The sequence below is a fragment of the Kitasatospora sp. NPDC096077 genome (assembly GCF_040303245.1).
Lineage (GTDB): Bacteria > Actinomycetota > Actinomycetes > Streptomycetales > Streptomycetaceae > Kitasatospora.
Genome location: NZ_JBEOSV010000090.1, coordinates 11,410 through 33,040 on the forward strand (window position 1 = coordinate 11,410; position 21,631 = coordinate 33,040).

General features: G+C 74.2%; 17 protein-coding genes. 9 read left to right on the plus strand and 8 right to left on the minus strand.

Annotated elements, in window-relative coordinates; genetic code table 11:
* The first annotated feature begins 650 nt into the window (after positions 1-650).
* Complete coding sequence (locus ABTZ03_RS40155; RefSeq protein ID WP_350518177.1) at positions 651-1,349, plus strand: SDR family oxidoreductase; 699 nt, start codon at positions 651-653, stop codon at positions 1,347-1,349.
* Positions 1,350-2,013: 664 nt separating this feature from the next.
* Here the strand turns inward: ABTZ03_RS40155 and ABTZ03_RS40160 are convergent.
* The 3 genes from ABTZ03_RS40160 to ABTZ03_RS40170 all read right to left on the minus strand — a co-directional run bounded on the left by ABTZ03_RS40160 (position 2,014) and on the right by ABTZ03_RS40170 (position 4,754).
* Positions 2,014-2,772 carry an SDR family NAD(P)-dependent oxidoreductase gene (locus tag ABTZ03_RS40160; RefSeq protein WP_350518178.1) on the minus strand — a complete coding sequence of 253 codons (759 nt, stop codon included), beginning with the start codon at positions 2,770-2,772 and terminating at the stop codon, positions 2,014-2,016.
* Complete coding sequence (locus tag ABTZ03_RS40165; RefSeq protein WP_350518179.1) at positions 2,769-3,752, minus strand: 3-oxoacyl-ACP synthase III family protein; 984 nt, start codon at positions 3,750-3,752, stop codon at positions 2,769-2,771. The genes ABTZ03_RS40160 and ABTZ03_RS40165 overlap by 4 nt, the downstream gene beginning before the upstream one ends.
* 741 nt (positions 3,753-4,493) lie before the next feature.
* Positions 4,494-4,754 (minus strand): hypothetical protein, encoded by a 261-nt coding sequence (locus ABTZ03_RS40170; RefSeq protein WP_350518180.1) that lies wholly within the window; start codon positions 4,752-4,754, stop codon positions 4,494-4,496.
* A gap of 1,503 nt (positions 4,755-6,257) precedes the next feature.
* Between ABTZ03_RS40170 and ABTZ03_RS40175 the strand changes: the two genes are divergently transcribed.
* From ABTZ03_RS40175 to ABTZ03_RS40185, 3 genes are all read left to right on the plus strand, one after another.
* Positions 6,258-7,151: a class I SAM-dependent methyltransferase gene (locus ABTZ03_RS40175; RefSeq protein ID WP_350518181.1), complete on the plus strand. Its 894-nt coding sequence runs from the start codon at positions 6,258-6,260 to the stop codon at positions 7,149-7,151.
* A 32-nt stretch (positions 7,152-7,183) separates the two neighbouring features.
* Positions 7,184-8,863 carry a flavin-containing monooxygenase gene (locus tag ABTZ03_RS40180; protein ID WP_350518182.1) on the plus strand — a complete coding sequence of 560 codons (1,680 nt, stop codon included), beginning with the start codon at positions 7,184-7,186 and terminating at the stop codon, positions 8,861-8,863.
* 80 nt (positions 8,864-8,943) lie between these two features.
* Entirely contained in the window at positions 8,944-9,594 is a 651-nt protein-coding gene (locus tag ABTZ03_RS40185) for a 4'-phosphopantetheinyl transferase family protein (protein WP_350518183.1), read from the plus strand.
* 93 nt (positions 9,595-9,687) lie between these two features.
* Here the strand turns inward: ABTZ03_RS40185 and ABTZ03_RS40190 are convergent, their stop codons facing one another.
* Together ABTZ03_RS40190 and ABTZ03_RS40195 are read right to left on the minus strand one after the other, a co-directional pair.
* Positions 9,688-10,830 carry a GDSL-type esterase/lipase family protein gene (locus ABTZ03_RS40190; RefSeq protein ID WP_350518184.1) on the minus strand — a complete coding sequence of 381 codons (1,143 nt, stop codon included), beginning with the start codon at positions 10,828-10,830 and terminating at the stop codon, positions 9,688-9,690.
* A gap of 123 nt (positions 10,831-10,953) precedes the next feature.
* Positions 10,954-11,961, minus strand: a complete 1,008-nt coding sequence (locus ABTZ03_RS40195; protein WP_350518185.1) for an AraC family transcriptional regulator — start codon at positions 11,959-11,961, stop codon at positions 10,954-10,956.
* 153 nt (positions 11,962-12,114) lie between these two features.
* Here ABTZ03_RS40195 and ABTZ03_RS40200 point away from each other — a divergent pair, with 153 nt between their 5' ends.
* Positions 12,115-12,609, plus strand: a complete 495-nt coding sequence (locus tag ABTZ03_RS40200; RefSeq protein WP_350518186.1) for an anthrone oxygenase family protein — start codon at positions 12,115-12,117, stop codon at positions 12,607-12,609.
* Positions 12,610-12,702: 93 nt separating this feature from the next.
* On the opposite strand, the gene ABTZ03_RS40205 is transcribed toward ABTZ03_RS40200, so the two are convergent.
* Together ABTZ03_RS40205 and ABTZ03_RS40210 are read right to left on the minus strand one after the other, a co-directional pair.
* A complete protein-coding gene (locus ABTZ03_RS40205) occupies positions 12,703-13,395 on the minus strand; it encodes a polysaccharide deacetylase family protein (RefSeq protein WP_350518187.1) in 693 nt (230 codons plus the stop codon).
* Between the two features lie 222 nt (positions 13,396-13,617).
* On the minus strand, positions 13,618-14,217 hold the full coding sequence (locus tag ABTZ03_RS40210; RefSeq protein WP_350518188.1) for an anthrone oxygenase family protein: 600 nt from the start codon (positions 14,215-14,217) through the stop codon (positions 13,618-13,620).
* Positions 14,218-14,743: 526 nt separating this feature from the next.
* Between ABTZ03_RS40210 and ABTZ03_RS40215 the strand changes: the two genes are divergently transcribed.
* From ABTZ03_RS40215 to ABTZ03_RS40230, 4 genes are all read left to right on the plus strand, one after another.
* On the plus strand, positions 14,744-16,120 hold the full coding sequence (locus ABTZ03_RS40215; protein ID WP_350518189.1) for a hypothetical protein: 1,377 nt from the start codon (positions 14,744-14,746) through the stop codon (positions 16,118-16,120).
* Between the two features lie 116 nt (positions 16,121-16,236).
* Positions 16,237-17,487 carry an AAA family ATPase gene (locus tag ABTZ03_RS40220; protein WP_350518190.1) on the plus strand — a complete coding sequence of 417 codons (1,251 nt, stop codon included), beginning with the start codon at positions 16,237-16,239 and terminating at the stop codon, positions 17,485-17,487.
* Complete coding sequence (locus ABTZ03_RS40225) at positions 17,487-18,830, plus strand: vWA domain-containing protein (RefSeq protein WP_350518191.1); 1,344 nt, start codon at positions 17,487-17,489, stop codon at positions 18,828-18,830. Before ABTZ03_RS40220 ends, ABTZ03_RS40225 begins: the two co-directional genes overlap by 1 nt.
* 40 nt (positions 18,831-18,870) lie before the next feature.
* Positions 18,871-19,374, plus strand: a complete 504-nt coding sequence (locus ABTZ03_RS40230) for a hypothetical protein (RefSeq protein ID WP_350518192.1) — start codon at positions 18,871-18,873, stop codon at positions 19,372-19,374.
* 30 nt (positions 19,375-19,404) lie between these two features.
* On the opposite strand, the gene ABTZ03_RS40235 is transcribed toward ABTZ03_RS40230, so the two are convergent.
* A partial coding sequence (locus tag ABTZ03_RS40235; protein ID WP_350518193.1) for a condensation domain-containing protein occupies positions 19,405-21,631 on the minus strand: 2,227 nt, incomplete at its 5' end.

The following is a 21,631-nucleotide window of genomic DNA, read 5'->3' on the forward strand; positions in this document are numbered from 1 at the left end:
CGCGCCGCGCCGGCGCCCCGGCGGCCGGCCGGCGCCCCCGGGCCCCCCGGCCCGCCCGCCCCCCGCGCGGGCGGCCGCCGGGCCCGCCCCCCCCGCCCCCCCCCACCCCCCCCCCCCGCCGCGCTGACACCCCACGCCGAGGACCGTCGCCGCCCGCACAGCACCACGACGCCCCGACGCCCGCGCCGGTGACGGCAGGTCGCGCTCCACTCCCCCGGACCGCCCCCCGCCCGGCACGGGCCACCTCGGCCCGGGCCGGCTCCGGGCGGGTCCCGCGAGAGGACCGGCCGACCCCCTGGACGGCCGGACCCCAGCAGTCAGGAGTCAGGAGTCGCACAGGCTTCACGCGCTCGCCCCGGCCGCACCGCACCGGGCCGCACCGGACCTCGGACCGCACCGGGCCTCGGGCCGGGCCGGGCCTCGGGCCGGGCCGGGCCTCGGGCCGTTCCCCGGCCGGCACGGCCGTCGAGGACGCCGCGGCCCCGGGACCGGGCGGGGCACCCGGGGAGGGATGACGGCGCCTCACCGCCGTGGGGCGGCACCCGGGCGTGCGGGCCGCCCGGGCGGTGCGACTGCGGCCCACGCCAGCGCAGTTGGCGCCGCCCGTTCACCGCCGACCCCCATGATCGGCCGTAGTAGCATCACGCCCCATGGAACGTGTCACGTTGATCACCGGCGGCTCCAGCGGCATCGGAGCGGCCACCGCCCGGGCGCTCCTCGCCCAGGGCCACCCGGTCGCGGTCACCGGCCGCGACGCCGGCCGCCTGGCCGCCTTCGCCGCCTGCGCCGACGCCGGGCAGCAGCTGCTGACGCTCCCCGGTGACGCCGCCGACGAGAACGACGTCGCCTCGGCCGTGCGCCGCACCGTCGAACGGTGGGGCCGGCTGGACACGGTGATCGCCAACGCCGGCTACTCCCTGCCCGGCACCCTGGAGGACCACGACCCCCAGGCGATGCGGGCCATGGTCCTGACCAACGTCCTGGGCCCGGCCCTGCTGGTCCGCGAGACACTGCCCCACCTGCGCGCCTCCCGGGGCCGGATCGTGGTCGTCGGCTCCGTCGCGGGCGTGCGCAACACCCCCGGCAACCTGTACTCCGTCACCAAGTGGGCCGCGCACGCACTGGCCGAGAACGTCCGCCAGCTCGTCACCCAGGACCACGTCGGCGTCACCCTCGTCGCACCGGGCGTGGTCGACACCCCGTTCTGGGACGAACGCGGCGGCACACCCCAGGCCTCCCCCGTCCTGACCCCCGAACAGATCGCCGACGTCATCGTGTTCGCCGTCAACCAGCCCGAGGGCGTGGACGTCAACCAGCTCGTCGTCCGGCCCCGCGGCCAGAACGGCTGACAACACCCCCGACCACCACGCCCCGCGCCCGTCACCGCACCCGCCCGCGCCCCTTCCACCCGCACCGGGACACGACAGACCCCACCAGGACAGGTCGAGACGGGGTCGGGGCGGTCCGCAACCCCGCCGCCGCGCACCGCACCCCGCCGGCCCCGGCAGCGGCGCTGCACCCGGACCGGAACCCCGACAACCGCGCAACACCCGTACCGCCCCCTGGTCCCCCGGACCGCGAAGCCCGAAGAACCCCACCCACGGAATCACAGGATGACGCCACGGGCCCGTCGTCCGACACCACGACGCGGCCACCCGCGAAACGGTGCGCGCGACGGGCCCCCGGCGGCCGCCCGCACGGCGGGGCGGGGCACTCCGGGTGACGGGACGTCACGGCCGACGGCGGACACCGCGTTCACCACGTTCACCACCGCCGCGACACAAACGTCCCCCGGCAGCCGCCCGCACGGCGGGACCTCCGGGACCGTGCCGGGAAAACGGGAGAGCGCCCGGACACCCCCCGGGGGGCACCGGGGGCCCGGGGCGGGGCGGGGCGACGCGTCGGCCCCCGCCCGCCGGCAGGAGCCGGGGCGGGGGCGGGGGCCGGACGGCGGCACGGCCCGCGGGCACACCGCCCGCGCCCGCCCTGCCCGGACGCCCGGGCGGGCGGGGGTCAGGTGATGGAGGCGCCCGAGTCGATGCTCAGGACCTGGCCGGTCATGCAGTCCTGGTCCAGGAAGAGACCGATGGAACGGGCCACCTCACGCGGGGTGACGAACCTCGGCACCGGGATACGCTCGCGCATGGCGTCGATCACGTGCGCGGGCAGGGTGTCCGTCATCCCGGTGATCATGAAGCCGGGCGAGAGCGCGTTGACGGTCACCCCGCGCCGCCCGCACTCCGCGGCCAGCGTGCGGGTCATCCCGATCAGCCCCGCCTTGGACGCCGAGTAGGCGGTCTGCCCCGGGGTGGCGATCAGCGCGGACGGCGAGACGATGTTGACCACCCGTCCCCAGCGGGCCCGCAGCATCGCCGGCACACACGCCCGCGCGGTGTGGAAGGCCCCCACCAGGTTGGTGTCCACCACCTGGCGCCACTGCGCGGGATCCTGCATCGCCATCAGCGAGTCCCGGCGGATCGCACCGTTGTTGACCAGCACACCCACCTCGCCCAGCGCCTCGCGGACACGGGCGTGCAGCGCCGTGACCGCCTGCCAGTCACCGACGTCCCCGGTCACCAGCACATGGTCGTTGACGAGCTTGCCCGCCACCTCCTCGGCCTGCTCCCGGGAACTGTTGTAGTGGACCGCGACCCGGCAGCCCGCCGCGTCCAGCTCCAGCGCCAGCTCCCGCCCCAGCCCCCCCGAGGCCCCCGTCACCAGCGCCACCGGACTGGCCGGGCGCTCACCGAAGACCGCACCCTGCGCGCTCACCGCACACCACCCCACTCCAGCAGCACCGAACCCCACGTCATCCCCGCGCCGAACCCGGCCAGCAGCACCTTCTCGCCCTCCCGGATCCGCCCCGCGTCCAACGCCTCCGACAACGCGATCGGGATCGACCCCGAAGCGGTGTTGCCGTACCGCTCCAGATTCGTCACCAGCCGCTGCGACGGGATCCCGGTGTGCGCCAGGACCGAGTTGATGATCCGGATGTTCGCCTGGTGCGGCACCACGTGGTCCACCTGGTGCGCCTCAAGCTTCGCCTGCTCCAGCGTCTCGCGGATCGTGCGCACCGTGTACCGCACCGCGTTCAGGTAGATCTCGTTACCGTTGATCTGCGCGTAGTGCAGACCCCGCTCCACCGTCTGCGCGGTCGTCGGCATCCGCGAACCCCCCGCCAGGACCTTCAGAGAGTCCTTGCACGAGCCGTCCGCACCCAGGTTCCACGCCAGCAACCGCTCCACCGGCCCCGGCTCCAGCACCACCGCACCCGCCCCGTCACCCACCAGGATCGACAGGTCCCGGTCCGCCGGATTCGCGGTCAGCGTGTGCGTGTCGGAACCGACCACCAACACCGGCCGCGGATCCATCCGCATCAACGCGATCGCACTCACCAACGCGTACACGAAACCCGCACACTCCGAGTTCACGTCGTGCGCACTGCCCGCGACACCCAACGCGTCATGGACGAACGCCGACGTCGCCGGCGAAGGCTGCTCCGGAGTCGCGGTCGCCACGATCAGATGCGCGATGTCCGCACCCGACAGACCCGCCCGCTCCAGAGCCCGACGCCCGGCCTCCACCGCCATCGACGCCGTCGTCTGCCCCTCACCCACCGCCCGCCGCTCACGGATCCCGCACCGCGACACGATCCAGTGCTCGTCCACCCCGAACCGCTCCGCCAACTCCGCACTGGTCACCACCGTCTCGGGAACCGACATCCCCCAACCGGTGACACCGAACCCACTCATCCGCGTCCCCTCCTTCCCCAACTCCCGGACACCACAGTCCACACGATCCACACACACTCAACGGGCACAACAGGCCCAACACGCACGACAGGCACGACGGGCCCAACACGCCTGCCAGGCACGGCAGGCACGGCAGGCCTGGCAAGCACGGCAGGCATGGCGGGCACAACACACCTGGCAGGCACGACAGACCTGGCAAGCACGGCAGGCACGACGGGCACAACACGCCCGGCAGGCACGGCAGGCCTGGCAAGCACGGCAGGCACGACGGGCACAACACACCTGGCAGGCACGACAGACCTGGCAGGCACGGCAGGCATCACCGCACGCACCGCATCCGCGACGCTCACGGCACCCGTGGCACTCACGGGCCCCACAGCACTCACGGTCTCCACGGCCCCGGCACGTACGGCACCGTCGGCCCGGACAGGCCCCACGACACGCATGACGCGCACGGAACTCACGGGCCCCGCAACGCTCACGGCACCCGCAGGCCCTGCGGCGCGCGCGCTCTTCACGGCCCAGGCGGGCCCCGCAACGCGCACGGCGTCATCCGCCCGGTGGGACCCCACGGCGCCGTCGGCCCGGACAGGCCCCGCAACGCCCGCGGCGCCCGCGGTCCTCACGGTCCCGCCGGCCCGCACGGTCCCACCGGCAGGCCCGGCAGGACCGGCACCGCCGGTGGCCCGTGCACCGCCGGTGGCCCGTACGGCCCGTACCCGGCGCACGCCCGGGCCCCGGTCAGGAACCCGAGGAGGACACGAGCGCCAGGATCCGCTCGTGCACCACCCGCAGCGTCGTGGTGTCGTCGATGTCGGCGAACAGCGACTCGTCGGCCGGGATGTGCGGGTACTGGTTCTGGAACCCGTACAGCCACTCCATCAGGTCCAGCGAGTCCACGTCCGCGATGTGCTGCAACGCCGCGTCCGCGTCGACGACGGCCGCGCCGGAGACCGCCTGAAGCTGCGCGGCCAGGTCCTCCACGGTGGGGATCTCGGACATCAGTGATCAGTTCCTTCCAGCAAGCCCCCCGGCCGGCCCCCCACCACCCCCACACCCCGCCCCGGGGGGGGCGCCCCCGGCCCGCGAAACGGACCCGGAACACACCCACCACGACACAAGGGAAGGAGGGAAGAACGGGAAGGCCGCGAAGAGGCGGCGAATACGACGGATACCACAGGACCGACAGAACACCCCGCCCCCCTTTTCGCCCCACCCCCGCCACGGCACACACACCCGCGCACCCCCATCCCCACCGGCACCACACCGGCAGGCACGGACACACACGACACCGAACGACAACGGGGAAAGAACACGGGACCACGAGAGACCACGGGGACCGCGAAGGACCACGGGGACCGCGGGGGCACGGGACCTGGGCGGGAACCCGCGCCGGAGCCCGGCCACCCACCGCCTCACGACGGAAGGGAAACCAGGACAACCCGGCGAAGGACCCACACGGCCCGAACCGCACGTCCTGTCGACACCGCATGAAACCCGCCCCCACGCAAACGCCCCGCAACCCACCCCACGCCCCCGCACTTGCGCACTACTTGCGACCAGCGCGCTTACCTGACCCACAACACACCGCACCCGCACACCCGCACCGCACCACGCCCGACCCGCCACCACCCAGCCCCACCACACCGGAACACACCCGGAACAGACCGGAACAGACACCAGCAGCGGACCGGACACCATGCCGGCCCCACACCAAACCAGCACCGAACCAGGACCAGACCGAACCAGACCGGACCGGACCGGACTGGACTGGACTGGACTGGACACCGTGCCGGACGGACGGCCACTCAACAGCCGCACCCAGACCGCCGGTTCACACGACCAGCGCCACCCGGCTCCCGGGCCGGAAGCACCCAAAACGAGGTGCCGAACCCGGGACCCGGCCACCGCACAACGCGCCACAACAGCGGCCGGCCGGGCCTGACCCCGACCCACGCCACAACAGAGGTCCCCACCAGAACCGTCCGACAGCCTTGTCCGCAGGGCGCGTTCACGCGATCAGCGGCACCCGGCCCCGGGCCGGAAGCACCCGAAACAGGGTGCCGAACCCGGACCGGACCACCGCACAACGCGCCACGGCGCCCGCACACCAGCGGACACCACCCCAGCGCCGGTGCCAGCAGGCCGGCCCACGCCGGAACGGCACCACCAGTGCCACCGGTCAACAGCCCTGCCCGCAGGGACAGTTCACGCGATCAGCGGCACCCGGCCCCGGGCCGGAAGCACCCGAAACAGGGTGCCGAACCCGGACCCGGCCACCGCACAACGCGCCACGGCGCCCGCACACCAGCGGACACCCCCCCAGCGCCGGTGCCAGCAGGCCGGCCCACGCCGGCACGGCACCACCAGTGCCACCGGTCAACAGCCCTGCCCGCAGGGACAGTTCACGCGGGCACCGCGTCCCGGACCACCCGGGGGAACACCGGCACCCAGACCGGCACCGCGCGTCCCCCCGTCCATCCACCACCCACGAAAGGCCCCACCATGACCACCGTCGACGCCCGCACCATCAACCCCGACGTCGAGGCCATCCGCCACCACTACGAGGTCGGCAACGACCTCTACCGCCTCATCCTGGGCCCCACCATGATGTACTCCGGCGGCTACTGGGAGGACGGCGAGGACCTCGTCGCCACCCTCGACGAGGCCCAGGAACGCAAACTCGACGTCTTCACCGACCTCGCCCGCGCCGCCCACACCGACCGCGTCCTGGACATCGGCTGCGGCTGGGGCACCATGCTCAACCGCCTCACCACCGTCCACGGCGTCAAGCAGGCCGTCGGCGTCACCCTCTCCCGCACCCAGGCCGACTTCGTCACCGCCCTGGGCAACCCCGCCATCCAGGCCCGCGTCGAGAGCTGGGAGGACCACCGCCTGCCCGAAGGCCAGCAGCCCTACGACGCCGCGTTCTGCATCAACGCCCTCGAACACTTCGTCCTGTCCTCCCTCACCCCCAAGGAGCGCACCCAGCGCTACCGCGTCTTCTTCAAGCAGGTCCACTCCCTCCTCAAGCCCGGCGCCCGCTTCGTCCTGCACACCATGACCGTCGAGAACCCCCCACTGCGCCGCCAGCTCCTGGACGACCTCAAGTTCCTCCAGCGCGAGGAGTTCGAAGGCTGCCACATCCCCCGCCTGCCCGAACTCGCCGCCGGCCTCGACGGCCTCTTCGAGGTCACCGAGATCCGCAACGAACCCGAATCCTTCGCCCGCGCCTGCCGCGCCTGGCTCCAACTCCTCGCCGCCCGCCGCGACGAAGCCGTCGCCATGGCCGACGAAACCACCGTCGCCCGCTTCGAGCGCTACCTCGACATCTTCGCCTACACCCTCGAAGACCACATCTTCAACAACTTCCGCGTCACCCTCACCCGCCGGGCCTGACCCCCCGCCACCACCCCAGGGAGACCGACGCCATGACCACCACCACCCCCGGCACCACCAACACCACCACCGCCACCGTGAGTACAGCCACCCCGGCCACCGCGGACACCCGCACGACGGACACCCGCACCGCAGGAACCACCGCGGCCACCGGCACGGACACGGGCACCGGCACGGCCGCCGCGCCCGCCCCCCACCACCACACCCAGCCCCCCGTACGCCACCTCCAGGTCGCCGTCATCGGCGCCGGCTTCTCCGGCCTCGGCACCGCCATCCGCCTCCTGAAGGCCGGCCACACCGACTTCCTCGTCTTCGAACGCGCCGACGACCTCGGCGGCACCTGGCGCGACAACACCTACCCCGGCTGCGCCTGCGACGTCCAGGCCCACCTCTACTCCTTCTCCTTCGCCCGCAACCCCGACTGGAAATCCACCTTCGCCACCCAGGCCGAAGTCCACGACTACCTCCACACCTGCGCAAAACGCCACGGCGTCACCCCCCACCTGCGCTACAACCACGAACTCCTCGCCGCCCACTGGGACACCCGCCACCACCACTGGGACATCCACACCAGCCAGGGCCGCTACACCGCCCGCATCCTCGTCACCGGCACCGGCTACCTCTCCGAACCCGCCCTGCCCCCCATCCCCGGCCTCGACACCTTCACCGGCACCCTCTTCCACTCCTCCCAGTGGCGCCACGACCACGACCTCACCGGCCGCAACGTCGCCGTCATCGGCACCGGCGCCTCCGCCATCCAGTTCGTCCCCCACATCCAACCCCACGTCGCCCGCCTCGACCTCTACCAGCGCACACCCCCCTGGATCGCCGCCAAACCCGACAAACCCAACACCCCCCGCCACACCTGGATGCTGCGCCACCTCCCCGGCTACCAACGCTTCCGCCGCGCCTTCAACAAGAACGGCCGCGAAATCGTCGCGTTCTTCATGTCCCGACCCGGACGCACCACCGGCATGAAGAACATGGCCGCCGGCCACCTCAAGAAATCCGTCCCCGACCCCGCCCTGCGCGCACGCCTCACCCCCGACTACACCGTCGGCTGCAAACGCCTCCTCTTCTCCAACACCTGGTACCCCGCCATCCAACAACCCAACGTCGACATCATCAGCGACACCATCACCACCATCGGCCCCGACCACATCACCACCACCGACGGCACCACCCGCACCATCGACACCATCATCCTCGCCACCGGCTTCACCGCCACCGACCGCCCCATCGCCCACCGCATCCACGGCACCGACGGCCACACCCTCGCCCACACCTGGCACCGCACCGGCATGACCGCCCACCGCGGCACCACCATCCACGGCTTCCCCAACCTCTACATGATCCTCGGACCCAACACCACCCTCGGCCACTCCTCCCAGACCGTCATGATCGAAGCCCAGATCACCTACATCCTCTCCGCCCTCAAAACCCTCACCACCCACCACCTCACCAGCACCGACGTCCTCCCCCACGCCCAGACCACCTACAACAAAACCCTCACCCAACGCCTCCAAAACACCGTCTGGAACACCGGCGGCTGCACCAGCTGGTACACCGACAACCACGGCAACAACCCCAACATCTGGCCCACCTACACCTGGCGCTACCAACACCAAACCCACACCTTCGACCTCACCAACTACCACACCACCACCCACACCCCCACCAACCCCCCAACCAACCCCCCAACCAACCCCTAACCCCCACGGCCCGCCGCCCGACCCCCACACGGGCGGCACCCACCACCCCCACCGAAGGACCCACCCCGAAGGAACCGCCCGTGACCACCAGCACCGTCGGCACGCTCCTGCCCGCCGACGTGAACTGCGCCGAGGCCTTCGGCCCCCCGCCCACCGGGGCTCTGATCGGGCCCGAGGTCGCCCACATCCAGGGCCGATCACCGCGCCGGCAACGGCAGTTCACCGCCGCCCGCGTCCTCGCCCGCAGCGCACTCGCCGAGCTCGACGTGCCGGCCCGCCCCCTGCTGCCCGGCCGTGGCGGCGCACCCGGGTGGCCGGACGGAACCACGGGCAGCATCACCCACTGCGACGGCTACACCGCCTGCGCCGCGACCCGCACCATCCGGTACGCCGCGCTGGGCATCGACGCCGAGCCGCAGCAGCCGCTCCCCCACGGCACGCTCCACCTCACCGCCTCGGCCGCCGAACACCGCCGGCTGGCCCGGCTCCCCCAGGGCACCGTCCCCTGGGACCGCCTCCTGTTCAGCGCCAAGGAGGCGACCTACAAGGCCTTCTACCCCCTCACCCACACCTGGACGGCACTCGCCTCCATCACCGTCACGCTCCGCCTCGACGGCACCTTCACCGCCCGCCACCCTCTCAACCCCCAACCCCGGCAGGGCCGTTGGACCACCCGCCAGGGCATCCTGGTGACCGCCCTCGTTCTCCCCCCGAACAGCCGGCAGACCTGAGCGACGACACGGAACCGCCCCCGCCCGGACAACGGACGGGGGCAGTCGTCAGGCCCGAACTCGCCACACCCGAAGGCGCCGCACCGCAGGTCCTCACACCGCGAGCGGGCCGCCCTCGGCGAACGCCAGCCGCGCGAAGCGGGCGCCGATCACCCGGTGGGTCTCCGCCGAGGGGTGGAGACCGTCGGGGAGCGGGAACTCCTCGTAGTCGGCCTCGCCGTACAGCAGGCGGCCGTCGAGGTAGTGCAGGTGTGGGTCCCCCTCCGCCACCCGGGCCTCGACGATCCGCGCCAGCTCCTCCCGGATCAGCGAGAGCGTCAAGCGCCCGCCCCCGGGTTCGCCCGTCGCGCGGAAGCGCAGGGTCCCGGAGGAGAAGTCGGGTGCGAGCGGCCCCGGGGTGTGCTCCTGAAGCGGGCAGAGCAGCGGCGAGACGACCAGCAGTGGCGTGGTCGGGTGCCCGTCGCGGATGGTGTCCAGGAAGCCGTGGACCGCCGGGACGAAGGCCCGCAGGCGCATCACGTCCGCGTTGACCAGGTTGATGCCGATCTTCACGCTGATCACGTCCGCGGGCGTGTCCCGCATGACGCGGGCCGTGAAGGGGTCGAGCAGCGCGCTGCCGCCGAAGCCCAGGTTGGTGAGGTCCAGGCCGGCGGCGAGCGCCGCCAGGGCGGGCCATGTCCCGGTCGGACGCTCGGCGTTGGAGCCGTGGCTGATCGAACTGCCGTGGTGGAGCCAGCGGTTACGGGTGGCCGCCGCCACCGGGGTGACGGGGGCGTCGGAGTCGAGGGCGATCAGCTCCGTGGTCTCCGTGTGCGGGAGCCAGATCTCGACGCTCTTGTCACCGGCCGGCAGATCGGTGAAGTGGGCCGTGCCGGGCGGGCCTTGGGTCAGGGTGGTGCGGCCGGTGGCGAGGTCGACGGTGCGCAGGTTGCCGCCGGGGACGACGGCCCGGCCGGCCGGGCGACCGTCGACCAGGAGGTCGTAGACCCCGTCGGGCAGGTCGGGCACCCCCGGGTAGACGCGCTTGGTGGGGACGGCGTGGAGCGCCAGCGTGGTGGCCCGGGTGCGGAACGCCAGTCGGACGCCGGAGGGCTGCGACTCGGCGATCGCGAGTTGCTCGTCGGGGATCCGACGGCGGGCGTCGGCGGGCAGACGGTGCGGGATCAGCCCGCGACCGGTGTGCTCGACGTCCAGGTGGCCGTGCAGGAGGGATTCGGTGACGGGGGTGGTGATCATGGTGCTTCTTCGTTCGTTGGTGCCGCTTCCTATGAGCAGTATGGGATTACCTAGACCTATTAGGCAAGTGCCGACGCGGCAAAAGGGCCGATGCCGGGGAGAGTCGGGCGCCCCCTCCGGCGGTCAGCCGGCCAGGATCACCGTCTCCGCCGGCCCCGAGAAGCCCACCGGCTGCGCCGGAGTCCCGTTCGCGGCCAGTCGGCGGTGCTCCTGCGGGCTCACCCCGCGCACCCGCTTGAAGGCCGCCGACAGGGCGAAGGCGTTGCTGTAGCCGACCTTGCGCGCGGCGAACGCGACCGTGCACTCCGGCTCGCGCAGCAGGTCCGCCGCGACGGCGAGGCGCCAGCCGGCCAGGTAGGCCATCGGGGGCTCGCCGACCAGGGCGGTGAAGCGGCGGGCCAGGCCGGCCCGGGAGACGCCGACCTTCTGGGCGAGGTCGGCGACCGTCCACGGGGTCGCCGGGTCGTCGTGCATCATCCGCAGCACCGGGCCGACCACCGGATCGTGCTGGGCGCGGTACCAGGCGGGGGCACCCGACTCGGGGGCGGCCAGCCAGGAGCGCAGCACGGAGACCACCAGCAGGTCGAGGATGCGGTCCAGGACCAGCTCCTGGCCGGGCTCGTTGCGCCCTATCTCGGCGGCCAGCAGGTGCACCAGGGTGTCATCGGCGCCGGTGCCCGCCGGGCGCACCAGCAGTGCGGGCAGGCAGCCCAGCAGCCGCTGGCCGATCTCGTGCTCGGCCTGGTACGTCCCGGACAGCACCACCGAGGAGGCCTGGTCGCCCTCCCGGCCCTGACCCCAGGTGCGCACCCCCAGCGACATCACCTCGGAGACGTCCACCCCGTCCTTGGTGCACACCTGGCCCGGGCCGACGATCACGTCCACCGGCGTGTCGGGGTCGTCCGCGACGGTGTAGGGCTCGGGGCCGCGCACGATGGCCACGTCCCCGGGGTGCAGCAGCAGCGGCGTCCCGCGCTCGGGCAGGATCCAGGCCTCGCCGCGGACCATCGTCACCACCGACAGCGGGGCCCGGTCCTCGATCCGCAACGACCAGGGCGGGGTGAGGATCGACCGCAGCAGGAACGCGCCACGGGCCTTGGGGCCGTCGAGGAGTCCCGTCAGAGTGTCCATGACGCCAAGTGTAGACGGCAGGACATCATTTGACGGTTCGTCATTTGAGAGGGTCTTGAGCGATCGAGCTGGCCCGAACGGCCCGGATGCCGGATGATCGACCCACGGGGAACGGACCGATACCCAGCGCAAGCGAACAGAGGGGCTGCGACAATGGAAACGGCACGCACACTCGTCCTGGTGGCGGCCACCGTCACCTGCGGGCTGACCGCCGGACTGTTCTACGCCTTCGCGTGCTCGGTGATGCCGGCGCTCGCCCGGGTCGAGGACCGGACGTTCATTGAGGTGATGCAGCGCGTCAACGTGGCGATCCTGAACGGCTGGTTCGTGCTCGGGTTCGTCGGCGCCCTGCTCACCACGGCGGCCGCGGTAGCCCTGCACCTGCCCTCGGACGGCCATGACGTGCTGCCCGCGACGATCGCCGCCCTGGTGCTGTACGTCGCGGCGATCGGGGTCACCCGCTCGGTCAACATCCCGCTGAACGACGAGCTGGCGAAGGCCGGGGCGCCGCAGCGGATCGCCGACCCGGTGGCGGTGCGCGGCCGCTTCGAGGCCCGCTGGGTCCGCTTCAACGTGCTGCGTGCGCTGCTGTGCACGGCGGCGTTGGGGTGCCTGGCCTGGGCGTTGATCCTCAACGGGCAGAGCTGACCGGCGAGTTCGCGAGGGGCCGGCCCGGGTGTGCGCCCGGGCCGGCCCCTCGCCGTGTTCCGCCGTACTCGTCACCCGCACTCAGCAGAACTCTCAGCAGAGGGTCGCGAAGCTGTAGCCGCGCGCCTTGAGGGTGGACAGGATCGCCGGCAGCGCGGCGGCGGTCTGGGCGCGGTTCCCGCCCCCGTCGTGCAGCAGGATCACCGAGCCCGGGCGGACGTTGCCCAGCACCCGCGAGCGGATCGCCGCCGTCCCCGGCCGGGACCAGTCGGCCGGGTCGACCGACCAGAGCACGACCTGCTTGCCGAGCGCCGCCGCCCGGGAGCGCACCGCGCCGTTGACCGCGCCGTACGGCGGGCGCAGGCACTTCGGGGTCCGGCCGGTCTGCGCCCGGATGGCCCGATCGGTGCCGCCCACCTGGGAGTCGAAGGAGGAGCCGGACAGCCGGCGCAGGTCCGGGTGGGACCAGGAGTGGTTCTGCACGCTGTGGCCCTGGCGGGCGACCTGCGCGGTCAGCGAGGGGTGGGCGGCGACGTTCTCGCCGAGCTCGAAGAAGGTGGCGTGCACCCCGTAGCGGTTGAGGATCGAGAGGATCTGAGGGGTGTAGACGGGGCTGGGGCCGTCGTCGAAGGTGAGGTAGACCACCTTGCCGCCCCGGCTCCCCGCGGCCTCCGCCGGATCGGCGGGCACCGCGACCGCGCCCGCCGCCAGGAGCGCGACGGCGAGGGCGCCGATCGCGGTCCGGATCCGTCCGACCGCCCTGCGTCCGACCGGTGATGAGCCCATTCTGCCCCCTGACCTCGGAACGTCCGTGTACCGGCCAGTCTGCGCCGCCCACCGCCGGGGGCGCGACCCGTCGGCGGACCGACAGGGGTGAAATCGGCCAGCCGGGCGGCGGGTTGACCGTGCGGGCAGGCCGGGAGCCCCCGACGGAATCCGCCGGGGGCTCCAACTGCACTGCCGCACCGGTCAATCCGGCTCGCTGACCGGTTCGGCGGGCGGCACGGCTCAGCGCGAGTCGCGCCCGTGCAGGACGAGGGAACGGGTCAACGCCAGCAGACCCGCCGTGCACAGCGCAGTCCGCAGCATGTTCGCCGCCACCCACGTCCCCTCGAACTTCGTCCGCACCGCCGCGAAGTCGTGGATCTGCGACGGGTCACCCGCCGCCGCGAGGTCGTTGTTCAGCGGGATGTTGACGCCCATCGTCACCATCAGCGCCACCACGTACAGCAGGGTCGCCCCCGCTGCCCACAGCGCCGCCTGCCGCCGGCCCGCCTTGTGCTGCAGCCAGGCGGCGACGCCCGTCGCCACGAAGGCACCGACGAACACGAGACCGAACATGCCGTTCTCGATCGACTTGTTGATGTGCTGCATCGCCGTCACGTACGTCCGGTCGTCACCGGCCGCCAGGCCCGGCATCACCGACACGTCGAAGGCGAAGAACAGCCCCGCCATCAGCCCCATCGCGATGGTCGCACCCACCAACACGGGACCGGCGGCCTTGCTGCGGGCGACGGATGCCACCGGCGGGACACCTCCTCTGGTGTAGCTGTCACGGGCCGCTTGAGCGGTGTAGGAAGCAGGAGTTGCGGTCTGGTCGGAGCGCATCGGTCATCCTTCGGTTCTCCCCGGTCCCCGCCCCTCGCGGGGACCACCCCGGCACCCGGGGCGTCGGCCTCCGTACCGCCCGCCCGGCCCGCGGCCGGGTGGGACGGTCGGCGGCCGACGCCGCCCGGCGCCGACGATCAACTGAACTGCCGTACGGACGACTACTGTTGAACAATAGCTCCGACAGGCGTTCACTACCTCCCGCGGTCCGTGCACCGGTGGCGTCCGCCGCCCGCGCACAGTCCGCGAAGTCCCTCGGCTCACGCCCCAGCGCCCGCCGAACCCCGTCCCCCGACGAGAGCGGCACGACCGTCCGGGGCCGCGCCTTCTCCGTCCTCCACCAGAACACATCGGGGCCATCACGAACCACCGGCTTCGACCTGCCCTCCAGCGGTTCTTGAGCGCGCCGGCGGCCGGACCGGCCGAAAGGTGTGGCCAAGCGGCGGCGACGGGGGCTATGCTCCCCGGCGATGAACACTTTCACCTCTTCCGGATCGGAGGTCCCGTCCGCGCAAGGTGAGTGCTGATGCACCCACACACCGCGAACGGGGACGACTCCCGTCTCTCCTTCTGGCGGCGCGTACGCGAGTACGCCGTGCCGCCCTCCATGATCGAAACCGCCACCGCGCGCCGCCTCTCCGGCGACTGGGCCGGCGCCTGCGCCGCCGCCAACGTCGAGGTCGACTTCCGGCCACGGGACGTCGCACGCACCCACGGGCGACACCTGGCCGACCGGCTGCGCGAGGACCTGCGCCACCTGGCGCCGGACCTGCTGCGTTGGCACCTGCCCCGCACCGCGCCCGACGGGCGGCTGCGCGCCGGCCTGACCGTGCCGCTGGCCCGCTACCCGGGCGAGCGTCCGCTCCACCTGGTGGTCCGGACACCGCCCGCCTGGGCGGAGTTCGGGCAGCGGATCGCCCTGGCGCTCTGGGACGGCTCCGACCCCGGACCGGCCCGGCATCCGCGCCCCCGGCCCAGCCGCCGCTTCCGGCTCGACCTGCACCGGCACCTGTGGGACGCCGAGCGCAGTGGGGAGTTGGCGCTGCGCGCCGGTGCCGTAGCCTGGCCCGGACAATGGTCCGGGCCCGGGTTGCCGGTCGGCGGATTCGGCGCGCACGAACCGCTCTGCGCGACCGATCGCTGGGCCGCCGAGGCCGAGCTGTTGCGGCACGCCGAGGGGCGCCCCGCCGGGCCCGTCCTGGTGCGACTCGGGCACCGGCAGCGGCTGCTGCTGGGGCCCGACGGGCTCGTCGAGGAGGCCGTCGGGGACGTCCGGGCGCTGCCGCTGCTGCCCGACGCCGCGACCTGGGCGCTGCCCGACCTCGACCTGTTGCGCGCCGGGGCGATCGAGCCGGACCGGCTGCATCCGCTGGTGGCGGCCGCGCTGGCACCCGGGCACCGGGACGATCCGAGGCCCCAACCACCGCCCGGACAAAGGCTGGTGGACTGTCAGGGCGCCCGACACCGGATCGCGGTGGTCGACGGGGTGCTCACCCCGCTCGACCACGACCCGGCCGAGCTGCGCCGCGAGGAGCTGCTCGTCGCGCTGTCCGGCCGGCCGTTGCCCTGTCTGCGCGCGATCGACCAGACGCACCGCGATCCGGCCCAACTGACCGACGTGCGCGAGCGGTTGAACCACGGCGACACCGCCGGAGCACTGGCCGTGGTCGAGGGCCTGCTCGGCCCGCAGGCGGCGCTGCGGGACGGCCCGCTCCGGGACGAACTCGCGGCCGCAGCGGAACGCCGGATCGCCTACGGCCGCTACCGGGCCGGATTGACTCCCGACCAGCGGGCCGCGGCCGTCCGCAGTCGGCTCTCCTACCGCCCCTACCGCTTCGGCTTCCCCAAGTACAGCGCCCGCCACTACCCCTTCCCGCGGCCCCGGCGCACCGCCACGCGCTGAACCGGCGCGCCGAACCGGCTTGCGGCACCGCCGACTTCACGCTGCCGACGTCACGCTACCGTCATCCGACTTACGGCCTACGACTTACGACTTACGACTTCCCGAGGTGATCACCCATGCCCACGTCCGCCCCCGCCCCCACCCCCGCCCGGCTCGACGTCGCCCGCCAACTGCTCGACCTGCTCGGCGACACCCGCACCGAACCGCGCCCCGACAGCCAGCTGGAGGCGCTCACCCTCGCCGTCGCCGCCGACCTGCCCGTGCTGCTCTGGGGCGAGCCGGGCATCGGCAAGACCGCGGCGCTCAACCAGCTCGCCGAGGCCCTGGACCTGCCGCTGACCACCGTCATCGCCAGCGTCCACGAGCCGTCCGACTTCTCCGGCCTGCCCATCGTCGGCGACGACCCGGCGCAGCAGGGCGTCCCGATGGCGCCGCCGGACTGGGCGGTGCGGCTGGTCCGGGCCGGGCGCGGGCTGCTGTTCCTGGACGAGCTGTCCACCGCGCCGCCCGCCGTCCAGGCCGCGCTGCTCCGACTGGTCCTGGAACGGCGCATCGGTGCGCTCCGACTTCCGCCGGGGGTACGGATCGTGGCCGCGGCGAACCCGCGCTCCTCGGCGGCCGACGGGTGGGAGCTGAGCCCGCCGCTGGCGAACCGCTTCGTCCACCTGCAGTGGGTGCACGACCACGAGGTGGTGGTGCGCGGGCTCGGCGGGGTGTGGCCGGTCGCCACGCTGCCGCGGCTCGATCCGGCGGAGCTGTCCGCGGCGGTCCGGCTCGCCCGCCGGGCGGTCTGCGAACTGCTGACCGCCCGCCCGGAGTTGGTGCACCGGCTGCCCACCAACGAGACCAAGCGGGGCGGCGCCTGGCCGTCCCCGCGGAGCTGGGACATGACGCTGCGGCTGATCGCCTTCGCCACCGCGGCCGGCTCCTCCCGGGAGGTGCTGTCGCTGCTGGTCCGGGGCACGGTCGGGGACGGTCCGGGGCTGGAGCTGATGGCGAGCATGGACCGGATGGACCTACCGGACCCGGAGCAGCTGCTCGCCGACCCGGCGGCCGCGGTGCTGCCCGAGCGCGGGGACCTGCGCCAAGTGGTGCTGGACGGGGTGGTGGCCGCGGTGCGCAACCGCCCGGAGCGGGCCCGTTGGGACGCGGCCTGGGCGCTGCTGGTCCGGGCGATGGGGACCGGCGCGCCGGACGTGCTGGTGGTGCCGGCCACCACGCTGGCCTCGCTGCGCCGGGAGGACTGGGAGGTGCCGGAGTCGATCGAACACCTCGCCTCCGCGGTGGCGCTGTCCCGCCGGGCCGACCGCGCCGCCGACCAGGCCGCCGCCCGGCGGGCCGGCCGACCCGCCGCGCAGAGCCGCTGATGGGCGCGAAGCCGACGGGTCCGGGACCGACACCGCTGGACGTCGCCGGGCGGATCAGGCCGAAGGTCGCCCGGCCGGTCTCCGAGCCCGGGGACCCGGACCGGCACAGCACAGAGCCGACCGGACCGCGCCCGCTGGACCACGACAAGCTGTACGCCGCCCGGCTGCAGGCCGTCCGGGCCCGCCCGTACCTGGCGACCGCGCTGTTCGCGCTGCACCTGGTGGAGTCCCGGGAGGTGCCGACGATGGCGGTGGACCGCTACTGGCGCTGCTACGCCGCACCGGAGTTCGTCCACCGCACCCCGGTGGAGGACCTCGCCTCGGTGTGGGTGCACGAGGTGTCGCACCTGCTGCGCGACCATCACACGCGCAGCGACCGGCTGGCCCGTGACCTCGGGCTGCGCGGCCCGGCCGACCGGGTGCGGATGAACATCGCCGCCGACTGCGAGATCAACGACGACGCCTTCGGGGACGGACTGGTCGTCCCCGCGGGCGCCGTGCTGCCCAAGCGCCTCCACCTGCCGGAGGGCGGGCTGATGGAGGACTACGTCCGCGGCTTCGGCATCGACCTGACCAAGGCGGGACTGTCCTGGCTGGACTGCGGCAGCGGTGCCGACGGCATGGAGCGTCCCTGGGAGCTCGGCCCGGACGGCGCAAACGGGCTGACCCCGCAGGAGCGGGACGCCGTGCGCTTCCGGGTCGCCGAGGGCATCCGGGCCCGCCCCGGGAACGCCCCGGCGGGCTGGCGGCGCTGGGCCGAGGAGGTGTTCCACCCGCCGCAGCCGTGGCGGCAGTTGCTGGGCGCGGCGCTGCGCTCGGCGGTGTCCGGGCCGGGCGCGGGCGGGGACTACAGCTACGGCCGCCCGGCCCGGCGCTCGGTCGGGCTCCCGGGGGTGGTGCTGCCGAGTCTGCGGCGGCGCCCGCCCCGGGTCTCGGTGGTGATCGACACCTCGGGGTCGGTCTCCGACCAGGAGCTGGGCACCGCGCTGCTGGAGGTCACGGCGATCGGCCGGGCGGTCGGCGGCCGGCACGACCAGGTCACCGTGCTGTCCTGCGACGCGGCCCTGCAGTCCGTCGGCGCGCTCTGCCGGGCGGAGGGCATCCCGCTGGTCGGCGGCGGGGGCACGGACCTGCGGACGGGCTTCGCGGCGGCGCTGCGGACCAGGCCGCGGCCGGACGTCGTGGTGGTGCTGACCGACGGGCAGACCCCGTGGCCGGAGGTCGCACCGGCCTGCCGTACGGTGGTGGGCCTGTTCCGGCGACCGGCCCGGTACGACGAGGACGACGGCGAGTACCGGCCGACCGCACCGCCGGACTGGGCCCGGGTGGTCCCGGTCGGGTGAGGCGGGCAGGAGTCGGGCCGGGCGGGCAGGAGGAATTCAGGTGGATCCGGACGGTCCGTGCGCGGATCCCGACGAGCACGTGCGGCTGGCCCACCACCGCCGGGCCCTCGCCGGGGCCGCGCCGCAGGACGCGGCCTCGGTGGTCGCGCGGGTGCTCGCCGATCCCGATCCGGCGATGGCGAGCGGCGCGGTCGGCGAGTACCTGGACCGGCGGGCGGCAGAGCTGCTGATGTCACCGGAATTCCCGGACTGGATGCGGGAGTTGACCTCAGCTGCGGCGGCCGACGGGTTCGCCGTGCGACGCCTGGGCGAGTGGGCGCTGCTGCGGGCGATGACCCTCGGCGAGCCGTGGGAGGAGGAGCGGCTGCGCACCGCCTCCGACTGGCTCCAGCTGCGCGCGGCCGGGACGTGCCCGGCGACGGCCTGCCTGACCGTCCTGGCCGAGGGCGGGCGCACCCGGCGGATCCGCACGCTCGCCGCGGGCCGCCTCGGGAACGCCGAACGGCCGGGCGGAGGAGCGACGAGCCCCTCCGCCCGGCCGTAGCAGCAGTCAGCCGGTCTGCCGCTCTGCGGGTCAGCCGACCATGGCCGCCAGCACGCCGCGCCAGTCCTCCCCCGGCTCCGGCCGCAGCGCGGCCGCGAGGGTCTCCGCCCGGTAGTGCCACGGGCGCCGCAGCTCCGCGTCGGCGTCGGGGCTCTGCTCGACCTCGCTCCGCGAGCCGAGCAGCCGGATCAGCTCGGTGCCGAACTCCGCCCAGGACACGTGCCCGGTGACCGCGTTGACGATCCGCCCGGCGGCCGGGCCGTCGGGCTGGGCGCAGGCGGCGAGGGCGCGGGCCAGGGCGGCGGAGTGCACCCAGGCGGCACCGTTCCACTCCCCCTGCCCGTCCGGCGCGGGCAGCACTATCGGCCGGCCGGCCAGCGCGGCCTGGTAGAGCTCGCCGGTGGAGCCCCAGCGGAGCTGGTCGCGCAGGCGGTGGTGCGGCCCCCAGACGATCGGGGCGCGGACCACGGTGGCCGGGCCGTGGCCGGTGGCCTCGGCGGTCTCGAACAGCATCCGCTCGCAGTCCAGCTTGGCCTGCCCGTACGCGGTGACCGGCGCACCGCTGGGGCCGCCCTCGGCGACCTCGGTGTCGGCCGGGCGTCCGTAGGCGTCGATGCTGCTGACGAAGACGAACGGGCCGCCGCTCCAGCCGTCCAGCAGGGCGCGCATCGCGGCGGTGTCGACCTCGTGCTCGGTGAAGGTGCAGGCGGCGTGGATGACGGCGTCGACGCCCTTGACCGCGCGCCGGAGGCTGTCCGGGTCGGCGAGGTCGCCCTCGGCGATCTCGGCGCCGTGCAGGGCCGGCAGGTGGGCCGACTCCGGGCGGACCAGGACGCGCACCGGCCGTCCCTGGGCCATCAGTTCCTGCAGTACGGCCGCCCCGACGCCGCCGGTGGCGCCGGTGAGCAGCACGGTGCCGGTGCGGGGCTCACCGCTGGGCCGGGTGCCGGTGCGGGCGAGGGCGTCCCGGCGCTCCTCCTCGCGGACGGCGAGCAGGGCGGCGAGGGCGCGCGGGGTGCGGTGTTCCAGGACGTCCAGGCCGGTGAGCGGCAGGCCGACCCGGGTGCGCAGGCGTTCGGCGAGCTGGACGGCGACCAGCGAGTGGCCGCCGAGGGCGAAGAAGTCGCCGTCGGCGGGCGGGACGCTGCCGAGCAGTTCGCCGAAGGCGGCGCGGACCAGGTCGAGCGGGCCGGTCGGCCGGTCGGCCGGGGCCGGGAGGGCTGCACCGGGCAGCCGGTCGCGGTCGACGGCGCCGTCCGCGCCGCGCGGGATCCGGTCCACCAGGGTGACGGCCGGCGGCAGTTCGGCGGCGGGCACGGAGCGCCGCAGCCGCGAGCGCAGGTCGGTGCCGGTGGGGGCGGCCGCTCCGCGCACCACCGCGTAGGCGAGCGGCGGGCCGTCGGGGGTCTCCAGCACGGCCGCGTCGGCCACCCCGGGGTCGGCCGACAGGGCTTCCAGGACCGGGTGCCGGACGGCGGTGACCAGCAGTTCGCCGGGCAGGTCGGCGAGCGGCAGTTCGGCGTCCTCGGCGACCGTGCGCAGCACGGCGGCGAAGGTCCCGGCCAGCCGGGCGGCGGTGGCCCGGTCCAGCACGGCCCGGTCGTGCTGGACCAGGCAGCGCGGCTCGGGGCCCTCCTCCAGCACCAGGGTGAGGTCGAACTTGGCGAGCCCGAGGTCGACGTCGACGTGTTCGGCGTCGAGTCCGGGCAGCGCCAGCCCGGTGGCGGGCTGGACGACGTCGCAGCTGGCGGAGAGCAGCGGGGTGCCGTCGGCGCCGCGGGCGGCCGCGCCGAGCCGCTCGACCACCAGGTCGAAGGGCACCTGGTGGTGCTGCTGGGCCTCCAGGAGGGCGCCGCGCACCAGGGCGAGCGCCTCGGTGAAGGGCTCCTCCCCGGCCAGTTCGGCCCGCACCGCGAGGGTGTTGACGCCCAGGCCGACGGTGCGGCGCAGCTCGGGCCGGGCTCGCTGGCCGCTGGCGCAGCCGAGTACCAAGTCGTCCTGGCCGGCGGCGGTGCGCAGGGTGGCGAAGGCCGCGGCGAGGACGACGGCGAACAGCGTGGCGCCGTGCCGGGCGCCGAGCGCGCGCAGGCCCTCGACGGTGGCGGTGGACAGCGGGACGGCGTGCAGCGCGGCGCTGCGGTCGCGGGTGCCGGGGGCGACGGGCCGCAGCAGCGGCAGCGGGCGGGGGCCGGGGGGGGGGGGGGGGGGGGGGGGGGGTGGGGGGGGGGGGTGGGGGGGGGGGGCGGGGGCCGGGCGG

Excerpts from the sequence above, each read along its gene's own strand:
- ABTZ03_RS40155 (WP_350518177.1), top strand. The coding sequence starts at position 651 with ATGGAACGTGTCACGTTGATCACCGGCGGCTCCAGCGGCATCGGAGCG.
- ABTZ03_RS40165 (WP_350518179.1), bottom strand. The coding sequence starts at position 3,752 with ATGAGTGGGTTCGGTGTCACCGGTTGGGGGATGTCGGTTCCCGAGACG.
- ABTZ03_RS40170 (WP_350518180.1), bottom strand. The coding sequence starts at position 4,754 with ATGTCCGAGATCCCCACCGTGGAGGACCTGGCCGCGCAGCTTCAGGCG.
- ABTZ03_RS40175 (WP_350518181.1), top strand. The coding sequence starts at position 6,258 with ATGACCACCGTCGACGCCCGCACCATCAACCCCGACGTCGAGGCCATC.
- ABTZ03_RS40180 (WP_350518182.1), top strand. The coding sequence starts at position 7,184 with ATGACCACCACCACCCCCGGCACCACCAACACCACCACCGCCACCGTG.
- ABTZ03_RS40190 (WP_350518184.1), bottom strand. The coding sequence starts at position 10,830 with ATGATCACCACCCCCGTCACCGAATCCCTCCTGCACGGCCACCTGGAC.
- ABTZ03_RS40195 (WP_350518185.1), bottom strand. The coding sequence starts at position 11,961 with ATGGACACTCTGACGGGACTCCTCGACGGCCCCAAGGCCCGTGGCGCG.
- ABTZ03_RS40200 (WP_350518186.1), top strand. The coding sequence starts at position 12,115 with ATGGAAACGGCACGCACACTCGTCCTGGTGGCGGCCACCGTCACCTGC.
- ABTZ03_RS40205 (WP_350518187.1), bottom strand. The coding sequence starts at position 13,395 with ATGGGCTCATCACCGGTCGGACGCAGGGCGGTCGGACGGATCCGGACC.
- ABTZ03_RS40210 (WP_350518188.1), bottom strand. The coding sequence starts at position 14,217 with ATGCGCTCCGACCAGACCGCAACTCCTGCTTCCTACACCGCTCAAGCG.
- ABTZ03_RS40215 (WP_350518189.1), top strand. The coding sequence starts at position 14,744 with ATGCACCCACACACCGCGAACGGGGACGACTCCCGTCTCTCCTTCTGG.
- ABTZ03_RS40220 (WP_350518190.1), top strand. The coding sequence starts at position 16,237 with ATGCCCACGTCCGCCCCCGCCCCCACCCCCGCCCGGCTCGACGTCGCC.
- ABTZ03_RS40225 (WP_350518191.1), top strand. The coding sequence starts at position 17,487 with ATGGGCGCGAAGCCGACGGGTCCGGGACCGACACCGCTGGACGTCGCC.